The organism is Hymenobacter pini, assembly GCF_020421205.1.
In the GTDB taxonomy this organism is placed as follows: domain Bacteria; phylum Bacteroidota; class Bacteroidia; order Cytophagales; family Hymenobacteraceae; genus Hymenobacter; species Hymenobacter pini.
Genome location: NZ_JAIZZH010000004.1, coordinates 245,031 through 258,130, shown reverse-complemented (window position 1 = coordinate 258,130; position 13,100 = coordinate 245,031). Strand labels below are relative to the sequence as shown.

Here is a 13,100-nt window from a genome sequence, read left to right as displayed (position 1 = left end):
TTTGCTTCGCGTATCGTTGCACAATGGTTTGGCACGGGTGCCCCCGCGCCGTCAGAACCACAATCACCGTATAGCAAGACGCGAAATAGCAAGACGCGAAGCAAAGGCTTCGCGCTACAACCTGCTCCCCATGCTCCCCACCGCCGACGCCTTCCTGCCCGAACTTCGTTTCCAGACCAGCCGCAGCAGCGGGCCGGGCGGCCAGAACGTGAACAAGGTGGAAAGCCGCGTGGAGCTGCGTTTCCGCGTGGCCGACTCTCAGCTACTCACCGACGAGCAGAAACAGACGCTGCTGCAGAAGCTCGCCGCCAAACTCACCGCGGAAGGCGACCTCCTGATTGCCGCCCAGGAAGACCGGAGCCAGCTGCGCAACAAGGAAACCGCCCTGCGCAAATTCCACGACACGCTGCGGAAAGCCCTGCACAAGCCCAAAGCCCGGCGCGCCACCAAACCCAGCGCCGGGGCTGTGCGTCAGCGCCTGGAATCCAAGAAAAAGCAGGGCGACAAAAAAGCCAACCGCGGCCGGGTGGACTATTAGGTTTCAGTGCTTGGTTGGCAGTGCCTAGGTCGTGCTTGTAAACTAATCACCAAGTACTACTAACTAAGCACTAATTCAAATCCAGGCCAAACAATACGCCCACCCAGGGGCGGTTCTGGTAGGTCCAGTAGGAACCGTCAGGGCCCAGCAGGTGGTCGACGCCCACGGCCAAGCCGATATTGAGCAGGCGGGCGTCGTAGATGGCGGCGGCTCCGCCGTGTAGCGTGAAGCCCTCGTAATCGGTAAGAGCGTGTTGGCGGGTTACGTCGGCGGTGATGATGCTGGAGCCCAGGCCCCCGAATAACCCGTAGCCAAACCCATTGCTGCGAATGAACGGCCGGGGCTGAAACGGCGTGAGCCGCCGGTTGCGCAGCCGGTAAAAGTCCAGCCGCCGGCCCACGTACAACGCCGCGTTGAAGTTGGTATTCAACTGCACCGGAAACCCGCTGCGTGGGGGCAGGGCTTTAAACGGAATCGAGAAAATATCCAGGTCGAAGCTGCGGTGCAGCAGCCGCACTTCCTCAGGGCCGCGCAGCCGGTACAACCACGAGGCGGGAATGGCGGCCGAGGTAGCCGGTGGGGTGAACAGCAGCGTATCGGCCCGTTGCTGCACATAGTAGTAGGTTGGCGCAGTTTGGCGCAACTGCTGACGCAGCGTGTCGTTGCTCACTGCCCGCACCCGGTAGTACCCGTCGGGCAGCTGGCTGAGCTGGGCGAATCGGGCGCAGCTGCTGAAAGCCAGCAGAATGGCAACCCCCAACAGAACGCGCTGCACCATGATAGTTCGGGTAGGTTGTGGGCAAGCTAATTGACCGATCATTCCGAGCGGAGCCGAGGAATGACGTTCCAGACGTATTCAGAAATTGTATTGGGTATTCCAACCTGCTACAGCAACGTGCCGCTCAGGAATACTAGCGCTACTGAAAAATAAATAATCAACCCGGTAACGTCAACCAGCGTGGCCACAAACGGGGCGGAAGACGTGGCGGGGTCGAGGCCGAGACGCTTGAGGAGCAGCGGCAGCATGGAGCCCGCCAGGGACCCCCACAGCACAATACCCAGCAGCGCAAACGCCACCGTAAGGCCGATAAGCACCCAGTGCGGCCCGTAAATGGGCGTTACGGCCTGCCACACCGCAATACGGGCAAATCCGACGGCCCCCAGAATCAGCCCCAGCATCAGGCCCGACAGGATTTCGCGGCGCATCACCAGCCACCAGTCACTCAGCGTAAACTCGCCCAGACTCATAGCCCGGATGATGAGCGACGTAGCCTGGGAGCCGCTGTTGCCGCCCGAGCTGATAATGAGCGGAATAAACTGCACCAAAATAATGGCCCGCTGCAGCTCACCTTCGAAAAACTGCATGGCCGACGCCGTCAGCAGCTCGCCCAGAAACAGCACCACCAGCCAGCCGGCCCGCTTCTGCACCATGCGCTGCAGCGGAATCGTCAGGTACGGCTCGTCGAGGGCCTCGGAGCCCCCCAGCTTCTGAATATCCTCGGTATCTTCTTCCTCCCGGATGTCCAGAATGTCGTCGATGGTAACGATGCCGAACAGCACGCCTTCGTCGTTCACCACGGGCAGGGCCACCCGGTCGTTGCGGCGGAATACCTCAATGGCTTCCTCCTGGTCCTGCATAGTGTTGAGCTGCACAAAGCGGCGGTCCATCAGCTCGTGTACGCGCTTTTGCGGGTCGGCCAGCAGGAACTCCCGGATGCGAATGTCGTCGATGAGTACGCCCCGCTCGTCAGTCACGTACAGCATGCTCAGCGTTTCCGACTGCCCGCCGTGCCGCCGGATGTAGTCCAGCACCTGCTGCACCGTCCAGTTTTCCCGGATGGCAATGTAGTCGGGTGTCATCAGACGGCCCACCGAGTACTCGGGATAGCCCAGCAGCTCCAGCGTAACCTTGCGTTCCGGCTCCGAGAGGGTCTGAATAAGCTCCCGCACCAGCTCATCGGGCAGGAACTCCAGCAGCGCCGTTCGGTCGTCGGGCGACATCTCGTTGAGGATGTCGGTAATTTTATCCTGGGAGAGGTTGGCCAGAAAGTGCTTCTGAATATCGAGGTCGAGGTACTCGAATACCTCCGTAGCCAGCTTCAGGGGCAGCAGCCGGAAGATGATGAGCTGCTCCCGTTCCTCTTCCTGCTCCAGCAGTTCTACTACTTCGTTCGGCTCAAACGACTTGAGCGCCTCCTTGAGTTTAAAAAACTCGCCCTCCTGAATCAGGGACGTGATGTGGTCGGTAGTCGGGTGCTGATTCATGAACTGCAAGAGGGGTGTTTTTTCGCTAGGCAAACGGGAATTGGTGAGGCGGCAAAAACCGGCGCGCAAAAGTAGGGTTTTCAACGGCGGAAACCGTGCGTACTCCACAACTTTCTGCCGGGCACAGGGGCATGTACGGGAAACCGAACCGTACGGCTGGCAACCCGGCCGAAAAGCCGGCCCCGCCAGCGGGAAAAAGTCCCGTTTCGTCACCGAATTGCGGTGGCCCCGTACATTTGGCCTCCTTCCTTTCCGCTCCCCTATGCCCCATTTATCTACTGTTCAGCCGCTCGGCACGCTGGTTGCCCTTGGCGGCGGCGACGATGATGCCCTGCTAGCCCTGCTCTGCGACATGCTGCCGCAGCCCGGCCTGCCCGTGGAAATCATCACCGTGGCCTCCCGCGACGATACCCGCTCGGCCCGGGCCTACGAGCGGGCCCTGCGTGAGCTGGGCTGCGCCGGGGCCCGGCACTTGCGCATCAGTGAGCACCACTCCGCCGATGCGCCCGACTCCCTGCGCCGCCTGCGCAAAGCCGGCCTAGTGTTTTTCAGCGGCGGCGACCAGGAGCGTATCACCGATTTTTTGCACGGTACCGAGTTTCTGCGGGTGCTGCTAGAGCGGTATCAGCAGGAGCCCGACTTTATTATTGCCGGTACCTCGGCCGGGGCAGCCGTAATGCCCGAGTTGATGATTGTGCAGGGCTACGGCTGGCGCGCTTTGCGCAAGGGCGGCATGCTCACCAGCACTGGACTGGGGCTGCTGCCCCGCCTCATTATTGACCAGCATTTTGTGGAGCGGGGCCGGTTTGGCCGGCTGGCCCACGCCCTGTTGGCGCACCCCATGTGCCTGGGCATCGGGCTGGCCGAAGAAACCGGCGTAATCATCCGGCAGGGCCGCTACGCCGAAGTATTCGGCGACGGCGTAGTGATGGTAGTGGACGGCCGCCACCTCACGGCCAGCAACCTGGGCCAGATTGGGCGGGGCGAGCCGGTAAGCGGGCAAAACTTTCAGGTGCATCTGCTAGTGGCGGGGCAGTTGCTGGATTTGCATTCCCGGCAAGTGCCTACCGAAACCGAGGGCTAGCACAATAGGCCGGAAACGTGCATATTCGCCGGATTTTCACGCGGAGGAAGTACTCACCAACCTCAGCAGCAGCGCCGGATAAATTTGCTCGGCGTGCCGAATAAAAACACAGCATTTTCCCTACATTTAGGGCAATAACCCACAAATTCTCACTCACCCCTTTTTTGTATGAATGTAAAATCTCTACTCCTCGTGGGAGGGGCGCTGCTCTCAGGCACAGCTGCTTCGGCGGGCGGCTACCAGGTAACGCTGGCCGGGCAGAAGAATAATGGCATGGGTGGCGTAGGCGTAGGATTGTCGCTGGACCAAGCGGCCATGTTCTACAACCCCGGCGCCCTGGCCATGGTGAAGGACCGTGGCGTGCAGGTAGGCATAAACGCCACCATGGCCCGCAACGCGTTCCGGGCCGAGGGCAGCAACCAGCAGCGCGAACTGCGCAACACCATTACCACGCCCCTGAACTTCTACGCAGGCTTTGGGCCGGCGGAGGGCAAGTTCCGGGCGGGTATTGCCGTGTATACGCCCTTCGGTAGCAAGCTGCAGTACGCCGAAGGTTGGGAAGGCCGCACCGCCCTCACCGACATCGACCTGAAGTCCATCTTCGTGCAGCCCACCGTGAGCTACGCCATTACCGACCAGCTGAGCGTTGGGGCGGGCCTGGTGGTATTGGCCTACGGTGCCGTAAACCTGCAACGGGATATCGCGCTGCCCGATTCGTACGGCCACATCGAGCTGGACGGCAAAGCCAAACGCAAAATCGGCTTTAACGCCGGTATCTTCTTCAAGCCCTCCGAAAAACTCTCGTTGGGCATTAACTACCGCTCCAAAATCGACGCGGTGGTGGAAAACGGCGACGTAACGTTCAGCGGTATTCCGTCGAGCTTCACTTCGCGCTTCCAGGCTACCAAGTTTGGCGCCACGCTGCCCCTCATTGCTACTACCAGCGTGGGTTTGGGCATCATGCCGAACGAAAAGCTGACCATTGGTTTCGACGTGAACTTGGCTCAGTGGAGCAAGTACCGCGTGCTGCGCTTCGACTTTGACCAGCAAATCAATGGTTCTACCACCAGCGAGTCCAAACGCTTCTACCAGGATGCCCTCACGTTCCGTTTAGGCGGTCAGTACAAGCTCACCGAAGGCCTGACAGTACGCGCCGGTGGCTCCTATGATCAGACGCCCGTGAAAGACGGCTACGTAACGCCGGAAACGCCCGACAACGACCGGATTAGCGGAACGCTGGGGGCTACCTACGCTTTCGGCAAATTCAGCGTGGACCTTTCCAGCCAGTTTGTGCGCATTCAGAAGCGTACGGAAACGCAGGCACAGCTGATCAGCAGCGGTACTACCGACCGCATTGCCGGTACTTATAAAACCAACATTGTAATTCCCGGCATCGGCCTGAATTACGCTTTCTAACCGCGTTTCGCTTTCTGACTCATGCATACGTCCCTGTTTCGTAAGCTTGCCCCGGCCGCCGCTCTGCTCGGCCTGGGCCTCACGGCCTGCCAGCCCGACCTGGAAGGCGACTATGACGCCAGCAAAGGCTCGGCCGATTTCTCCCGCTACATTGCCGTGGGCAACTCCCTCACGGCTGGCTTCTCCGACGGTGGCCTCTACCGCGAAGGCCAACTGAACTCTTACCCCAGCATTCTGGCTCAGCAGTTCATGGTAGTAGGCGGCGGCGAGTTCAACCAGCCCCTATTCACGGAAGCCCAAGAGAATGGCTCGGGCTACCTGCGCCTGACGGGCTTTACTGCCACCGGTTCGCCCACTACGGCCAACGTAACCACCAGCTTGGCTATCCGCGGCCTCAACCCCACGCTTTACACCCGCTACGACGGCCGCGTGGACAACCTGGGCGTGCCCGGTATTCGCCTATCGGACATCCAGACGCCGGGCTACGGCAGCACGCAGGGTAACCCTTACTTCGAGCGAATTACGCCTACTACTACGCCTACGCAAACCTACTTCCAGCGCGTGAAGGCGGAGGCCGCTACGGCTACGTTCTTCTCCAACTGGTTGGGCAACAACGACGTGCTGGGCTATGCTACCAGCGGTGGCGCAGGCTCTACTATCACCCGCACCGACACGTTTACGCTCAAAAACAACCGCATTGTTAACGTGCTGACGGCTAATGGGGCCAAGGGTATTGTGGCTACCATTCCTGACGTAACCAACATTCCCTTCTTCACCACCGTTGGGCCGGCCTTCCGGGCTACGCTCACGGCGGCCAACGTAGCAGGTGTTGTAATAACTACGGGCCCCTTCTCCACTACGCTTGGTACCCCAGCTACCCGCAAAACAATTGCTACCACGGCTATCCGGGATGCTACCGGAGCCAGCGGCAACCAACTGTTCACGCTCACGGCTTCACCGTACTTGCCGTTGGTAGGCCGTCCTAACAATGGCAAAGCCTGGCGCGACGTATATAACCAAGCTAAGCCGTCGTTGCCGGCTGTAGTTACCCTGGGTGTTTTCCTGGCTATTCAGGGTGTTGATACCACTCAGGCATTCGGCGTTTCGGCCGGTAACCCTATTCCCAGCACACTGGTACTAGATGATGCGGAGCAGGCCAACGTGAAAACGGCTACCACGGCCTTCAACAGCGCTATTGTGGCTAAAGCCAACGAGAAAGGACTGGCTGTTTTCGATGCCAACACCTTCTTTAGCCAAGTGGCTAACCAAGGTTTCGTAACCAATGGTGTGAACAACACGGCTTCGTTTATCTCGGGCAACTTGTTCTCGCTGGATGGTGTGCACCCCACGCCCCGCGGCTATGCTGTAGTGGCTAACGAGATGATTCGTGCTATCAATGCTAAGTACGGCGCTACCATACCAACGGTGAACCCCAACAACTACCGCGGCGTCCGTTTCCCGCAGTAAGTAGTAGTTACGTAGTATACAAAAAGCCTCCCTTGCTCAGCAGGGGAGGCTTTTTATTTGCCCGAATGGCAATTAGGATATCAGGAGAACTGTACGGGCTGCACCACGGCGGGTAGCTCGGGGCGACTTTCGCCGGCCAGGCGGGCGGCAATGAGTTGGGCGTGGTAGCGGCCATTTTCGATAAACCAGCGGCTGGTGTTGAGGCCGCCGCACACGGTGCCGGCCAAGTACAGGCCGGGGCGGTTGGTTTCCAGGGTTTCGGCGTGGTGGGTGGGGGTTTGAGCGGCGTCGGCTTCGCAGGTAATGCCCAGCGCCGCTAGAAACGAAAAATCGGGATGGTAGCCAGTGAGGGCGTAGACGTGTTGTGCCGGTAGCATTTGCAGGCCTTGAGGTGTGCGCACCTCCACCGAAGTAGGCGTAATTCGCTCAACAGCGGTACTGAAAAAGGCTCGAATACGACCTTCCTTGATGCGGTTTACTAAGTCAGGCCGAATCCAGTACTTCACCGACTGGCTGATTTCGGAACCCCGAATTACCATGGTTACGCGGACTCCGGCCCGCAACAGCTGTAGGGCGGCTTTGGCGGCGGAGTTTTTGGCCCCAATGATAACCACATCCTGGTCGGCGTGGGCGTAGGGCTCTTTATAGTAGTGCGTTACATGGGGAAGCTCTTCGCCAGGCACCTGCAGATAATTGGGCACGTCGTAAAAGCCAGTGGCTACAACTACGTAGCGGCAACGGATACGGCCCTTGTCAGTGACTACGGTGTAGTTTTCCTGTTCGCCCTCAAGGCTGGTAACCCGCTCGTAGAGTCGCAGGGGCAGTTGCTCGGCAAAGGCTACCCGGCGGTAATAATCGAGGGCGTCTTCGCGCAGGGGCTTGTAGTGCAGGGTGGTCATGGGGTAGCCGCCAATTTCCAGCAGCTCAGGCGTAGAAAAGAACTCCATGTTGGTAGGGTAGCCCAGCAGGGAGTTTACCAGCGCACCCTTGTCCACCACTACTACCGAGAGGCCCCGACGGCGCACTTCCAGCCCGCAGGCCAGCCCCACCGGCCCGGCCCCCACTACTACCACGTCAAATGCAGAATCGGTTGTCATAGGCCTGTACTACCGGCAGAGGGGGGAGTAGTTTAACGTGGGTTGGCAGAATGCTTAGTAAGGGGCTATTTCCACGCATGGAGCAAACGCCGCAGCAAAATAATTTCGCCGGTGTGGTAAGCCGTGTGGTCGGCAATGAGCATGGCTTCGCGCAGGATAGTTTGGCCAGTGCCGTGCGGAATGCGCGCCAACAGATTGGTATCAGGCCGCTGTAACAACACAATGAAACGGTGGTGGTCGGCAGTAATCTGGTCCAATGTCAGTTGCCAGGTAGCCTCATCTGCACCGGAATCTGGCGCCGGCCAGTACCCCGTGGGCCAGTCCGGCGACGTATGCGTGGCACCAAGCGAAAACTCCACAATATCCCACTGCGCAATGCGCACGTGCTCCACAATCTGCCAGATGGTGTAGGGCACGCTCGAAACGCGCTGATTCCACTGGGCAGGGGTCAGGCCGGCGCAGGCTTCCGCAAACGTCACGTGGGCATTACCCTGGGTGAGCAAGCTGGTGAGCTCCTGTACGATGCCCGCTTTTGTTGACGCATCCATACTTACGGAAAAGGCTTAGCGTTTTTTCGGCTGGGCGAAGGTTTGCAGCGCCCCCGTGCTCCACAGGGCCCAGCCTATCAGGACAGGTTGGAAAAATAAGCGCGCAAATCGTTTGGCGTCGGTGTCGAGGCCGAAGGCGGAAATATGGTGGGTGTACTGGTGGATATTGCCGGGAAATACCGCAGCATAAAAAGCCGCCAGCCCAATGCCCATTCGCACCCGGTTCTGACCTTTTAACGCCAACAACGCCAGTCCTAAGCCAATTTCTACTACGCCCGAGGCTAGCACGGTCGTGTCTTTATCCAGCGGTACAAAATCGGGTACCTGAGCCTGAAATTCTTGCCGGGCGAACGTCAGGTGGCCAGTGCCGGCTACTACCATGAAAGTGCCCAGCAGGCAGCGGGCTACGTTTTGGAGCGTGGTGGTGTGGGGAGGTTGTTGCATAGCGGAAGGACGCCAGGAATACGCTGGCGCAACAGCTATACGGGTATGAGCCACTCAAAGGTACCCGCGCAAGTCCTCAACCTATCGTCTGTTCTGTCAATCTATTCTTCCAGCCACTGCAAAGCCCGGTATTCGCCGGGCCCGAAGAACTGTTGGAGCAGCTCGGGGGCCATTTTCGGACCGTTGGAGCTATTGGTGAGAAACACCAAGCTTTCCCGGCTATCGGGCAAGGTGAAGTACAGGCCTTTGAAATTGCCATTATCACCCCACTGCCACTGCGCCAGCCCGCGGGAGGTGGTAGCTAAGCCCACTCCGCAGGCCCAATCAACAAACCCATCCGCCGTAGTAGCGGCATGGCCGCAGCGCAGGGCTGGGCTGGCCGCGGTGCGAAGCAATTGAGCGGTGGTCGGCCGTAGCCCCCGGCCCGTCATGAGGGCTTGCAGAAAACGGCTGTAATCCTGGGCGGTACTCAGTAGGCTGAACGCCCCGTAGCCAACTGAAAATTGGTTAATGGGAAAAGGCTTACCGCTACCATCATGACCTGACGCTACATTAGCAGCCCACTGCGGGTGCCACGTAAAGCTACTGTGCGTCATGCGCAACGGCTGAAATACTTCCCGCTGGGCCAGCGCCTCAAACGACTGCCCCGTGAGCTGCTCCAGCGTTTTCTGCAGCAGTACGTAACCTTCACCGGAGTAATTCCAGCAGCTGTCAGGGGCGTACTTCAGACGGAGCGGGCTAGTAGTCCATTCGGGACTGAGCGGGTTGGCGGCCCAGTTGGGCAGGCCGCTGGTGTGGGCCAGCACCATGCGGGTCGTAATGAGGTCGGCCCCCGCGGCGCCCTGCAGGCGAGAATAAGGCGCGTAGCTGAGCAAGGGCTTATCGAGGGTGAGTACGCCCTGATCCACGAGGCGAAGCGTGAGGTAGGCCTGCACGGCTTTGCCCAGTGAAGCCGCCTCGAAAATCGTGGCTTCCGTTACGGTCGGCTCCGACCCAGCCTGCCGCACACCCAGGGCATACGACGTAACACTACGCCCTTTCGTGTACACCAGCTGCATGCCCGGCACGTTGACTTTTTGCATGAGCGCCAGCAATTGGTCACGCGTCGGAGTGGGTTTCGCCGGGCTACTTATAGCGGCCAGCAGGCAGAGTAGAAAAAGAAGCGAATACTTCACGGATGAGCAGCTAGGAGCGTGGGCAACGGATACGCTCAAAAGTAATGGCTCCTTTGCAGAGGTGTGGCTAACGGCTGCTACTCAAATAAAAAACGGTCCGAGGGGTTGAAAGCCTCAGACCGTTTTTAGTGTGCTCACCTTGATACATGCAGTTCTAGTGAGCTTGCAGCCAGTTCTGGCCGGTGCCTACTTCTACTTCCAGCGGCACGCCGTGGGGCAGCAGCAGGGCCGTGGCCATCAGCTCCTTTATTTTGGGCGTGATGTAGTCTACTTCCTCTTTTACGGCGTCGAACACCAGTTCGTCGTGCACCTGCAGGATCATGCGGGTTTTCAGGCGCTCCGCGCGCAGCCACTCGTGAATGTTGATCATGGCCTTCTTGATGATATCGGCCGCGGTGCCCTGAATAGGGGCGTTAATGGCGTTGCGCTCGGTGTAGCCACGCAGGGTAGCGTTGCGGGAGTTGATGTCGCGCAGGTAGCGGCGGCGGCCCAGCAGGGTGGTGGCGTACTCCAGCTCCCGCGCCCGGTTGATGCTCTCATCCATGAACTGCTTCACCGAGGCAAACTCCTCAAAATAGGTGTCAATAATTTCGGTGGCCTCTTTGCGCGAAATGCCGATGCGCTGGGCCAAGCCGAAGGCCGAAATGCCGTAGATGATGCCAAAATTGACAGTTTTGGCCTTGCGGCGCATCTCGCTGTCCACTTGGTCCAGGGGCACGTGGAATACCTTGCTGGCGGTGCTGGTGTGAATGTCGAGGCCCTGGCGGAAAGCCTCAATCATGGTTTTATCACCCGAGAAGTCGGCCATAATGCGCAGCTCCACCTGGGAGTAGTCGGCGGCCAGCAGCACGTGGTCCTGGTCGCGGGGCACAAAGGCTTTGCGGATTTCCCGGCCCTTCTCGGTGCGGATAGGAATGTTCTGGAGGTTGGGGTTGGTGCTGCTGAGGCGGCCGGTAGCCGTTACGGCCTGGTTGAAGCTGGTATGCACGCGGCCGTCCAGCTCGCATACCAGCTGGGGCAACGCCTCCACGTAGGTGCTGCGCAGTTTGGTGAGCTGGCGGTGCTCCAGAATGAGTCCGGCAATAGGCGCATCAGCGGCCAGCTGGCTGAGTACTTCCTCGCCGGTGGCGTACTGGCCGGTTTTAGTTTTCTTGATTTTGCCCCGGCCCAGATCCATCTTGTCAAACAGCACCTCGCCTAATTGCTTAGGCGAGCCAATGTTGAATTCCTGGCCGGCTTCCGAGAAAATCTGCTTTTCAATGTCCTGAATGTAGCCCTGCAGCTCGGCGGAATACTCGCCCATGGCCGAAGAATCGATTTTCACGCCCTCGTACTCAATGTCGGCCAGCACCGGTACCAGCGGGTTTTCTACCTCGTTCAGCAGGTCCAGCAGGCCCACCTCTTTCAGCATAGGCTCAAATACGTGCTTGAGTTGCAGCGTCACGTCGGCGTCCTCGCAGGCGTAATCCTTCACCTCAGCCGGCGGTATTTGGGCCATGGTTTTCTGGTTCTTGCCCTTGGGACCGATAAGCTCGATGATGCTGATGGGGGTGTAGTGCAGGTAGGTTTCGGCCAGCACGTCCATGTTGTGGCGCATGTCGGGCTCCAGCAGGTAGTGGGCCAGCATAGTATCGAACAGGGGGCCGCTGACCTGCACGTTGTAGTGCTTGAGAATGGTGAGGTCGTACTTGATGTTCTGACCGATTTTGGTAATCTGCTGGGCCTCAAAGAAGGGGCAAAACTCGTTCACCAAGACCTGCGCGGCGGCGTGGTCGTCGTGGGGTACAGGCACGTAGTAGGCCTCGCCGGGCAGCCAGCAGAAACTCAGGCCTACCAGCCGGGCCGTCATGGTATCGAGGCCGGTGGTTTCGGTATCGAAGCTGACTTCGGTTTGCTGCAGCAGAAACTCCAGCAGGCTTTTGCGCAGCTCGGGCGTGTCGATGAGGTGGTAGCGTACAGCCACATCCTGCAGCGTGCGGCGCGGGCCGGCCGGCGCCCCGAAGCTGCCGGTTTCGCCTTCCTCAGCGGCAATGCCCACGGCTGCATCGGCGGAGGACCCAAACAGGCTGCCCTGGCCCTCAGCCACTTTTGGGCGACGGGCGCCACGCGGCGCAGGGGCGGCGCTGGTACCGGCGGCACTACCTCCGCCCAGCAGGCGGGTAGCCAACTGCCGGAACTCCAGCTCCTCGAACAGCTGCTGCAGGGCTTCCACATTGGGGGCTTCCATGCGCAGGCCTTCCTCGTGGAACTCAATGGGCACATCCAGGTGAATGGTGGCCAGCTCCTTGCTCATCAGGCCCTGCTCGGCGAAGTTGCGTACGTTTTCCTGCTGCTTGCCCTTGAGCTCGTCCACGTTGGCAATCAGGTTTTCAACGGAGCCGTACTTCTGAATCAGCGTTTTGGCCGTTTTTTCGCCGATGCCCGGAATGCCCGGAATGTTGTCGGAGGCGTCGCCCTGCAGGCCCAGAATGTCAATTACCTGCTCGGGCCGCTCAATTTCGAAGCGCTGTAGCACGTGGGCCACGTCCAGCACCTCGGCTGCATTGCCCATAAAGGCGGGCCGGTAAATCTTGATGCAGTCGGTTACCAGCTGGCAGTAGTCTTTGTCGGGCGTCATCATAAACACCTCCCCAAAACCCTGGGCTTCGGCCCGGCGGGCCAGGGTGCCAATTACGTCGTCGGCCTCGTAGCCATCCACCACCAGAATAGGGATATTGAAGGCCGTGATAATCTTTTTGATGTAGGGAATGGCCAATCCAATGTCCTCGGGCATGGCTTGGCGCTGGGCCTTGTACTCGGCAAACTGCTCGTGGCGAAAGGTTTTTTTCTGGGCATCGAAAGCCACCCCGATGTGGGTGGGCTTCTCCTTTTGCAGCACCTCCACCAGCGTGTTGGTGAAGCCCAGAATAGCGCCGGTGTTGAGGCCCTTGGAGTTCACGCGCGGGTTTTTGCTGAAGGCAAAGTGGGCCCGGTAAATCAGGGCGAAGGCGTCGAGCAGGAAAAGCTTATGGGGCTGGGTGGCGGTAGTATCGGGAGTCATAGGAAGGCGAAGGTACGGAAGGCAAG

Annotated in this window: 11 protein-coding genes; 4 read left to right on the top strand and 7 right to left on the bottom strand. The window is 59.4% G+C overall.

The genetic code is table 11. The features are described 5' to 3' along the window. Positions 1-130: 130 nt before the first annotated feature. Positions 131-538: an alternative ribosome rescue aminoacyl-tRNA hydrolase ArfB gene (gene arfB / locus LF252_RS16970; RefSeq protein ID WP_226270775.1), complete on the top strand. Its 408-nt coding sequence runs from the start codon at positions 131-133 to the stop codon at positions 536-538. A gap of 70 nt (positions 539-608) precedes the next feature. Here arfB and LF252_RS16965 read toward each other — a convergent pair whose 3' ends face one another. Further along, positions 609-1,316 carry a hypothetical protein gene (locus tag LF252_RS16965; RefSeq protein ID WP_226270774.1) on the bottom strand — a complete coding sequence of 236 codons (708 nt, stop codon included), beginning with the start codon at positions 1,314-1,316 and terminating at the stop codon, positions 609-611. A gap of 107 nt (positions 1,317-1,423) precedes the next feature. Continuing rightward, positions 1,424-2,803, bottom strand: coding sequence for a magnesium transporter (mgtE, locus tag LF252_RS16960; RefSeq protein WP_226270773.1), 1,380 nt, complete (start codon positions 2,801-2,803; stop codon positions 1,424-1,426). 262 nt (positions 2,804-3,065) lie between these two features. On the opposite strand from mgtE, the gene LF252_RS16955 reads away from it, so the two are divergent. The 3 genes from LF252_RS16955 (at position 3,066) to LF252_RS16945 (ending at position 6,770) form a co-directional block, all read left to right on the top strand. Beyond that, positions 3,066-3,887 carry a cyanophycinase gene (locus tag LF252_RS16955; protein WP_226270772.1) on the top strand — a complete coding sequence of 274 codons (822 nt, stop codon included), beginning with the start codon at positions 3,066-3,068 and terminating at the stop codon, positions 3,885-3,887. Positions 3,888-4,055: 168 nt separating this feature from the next. Then, complete coding sequence (locus tag LF252_RS16950) at positions 4,056-5,303, top strand: OmpP1/FadL family transporter (protein WP_226270771.1); 1,248 nt, start codon at positions 4,056-4,058, stop codon at positions 5,301-5,303. Between the two features lie 21 nt (positions 5,304-5,324). Continuing rightward, positions 5,325-6,770, top strand: coding sequence for an SGNH/GDSL hydrolase family protein (locus LF252_RS16945; RefSeq protein WP_226270770.1), 1,446 nt, complete (start codon positions 5,325-5,327; stop codon positions 6,768-6,770). An 80-nt stretch (positions 6,771-6,850) separates the two neighbouring features. Here LF252_RS16945 and LF252_RS16940 read toward each other — a convergent pair whose 3' ends face one another. The 5 genes from LF252_RS16940 to polA all read right to left on the bottom strand — a co-directional run bounded on the left by LF252_RS16940 (position 6,851) and on the right by polA (position 13,074). Next, complete coding sequence (locus tag LF252_RS16940; protein WP_226270769.1) at positions 6,851-7,867, bottom strand: YpdA family putative bacillithiol disulfide reductase; 1,017 nt, start codon at positions 7,865-7,867, stop codon at positions 6,851-6,853. A 65-nt stretch (positions 7,868-7,932) separates the two neighbouring features. After that, positions 7,933-8,415: a DinB family protein gene (locus tag LF252_RS16935; RefSeq protein WP_226270768.1), complete on the bottom strand. Its 483-nt coding sequence runs from the start codon at positions 8,413-8,415 to the stop codon at positions 7,933-7,935. 15 nt (positions 8,416-8,430) lie between these two features. Further along, complete coding sequence (locus LF252_RS16930) at positions 8,431-8,859, bottom strand: DoxX family protein (RefSeq protein WP_226270767.1); 429 nt, start codon at positions 8,857-8,859, stop codon at positions 8,431-8,433. A gap of 101 nt (positions 8,860-8,960) precedes the next feature. Continuing rightward, on the bottom strand, positions 8,961-9,941 hold the full coding sequence (locus LF252_RS16925; RefSeq protein WP_226270766.1) for a serine hydrolase domain-containing protein: 981 nt from the start codon (positions 9,939-9,941) through the stop codon (positions 8,961-8,963). Between the two features lie 247 nt (positions 9,942-10,188). Next, on the bottom strand, positions 10,189-13,074 hold the full coding sequence (gene polA, locus LF252_RS16920; protein WP_226270765.1) for a DNA polymerase I: 2,886 nt from the start codon (positions 13,072-13,074) through the stop codon (positions 10,189-10,191). Positions 13,075-13,100: the final 26 nt, after the last annotated feature.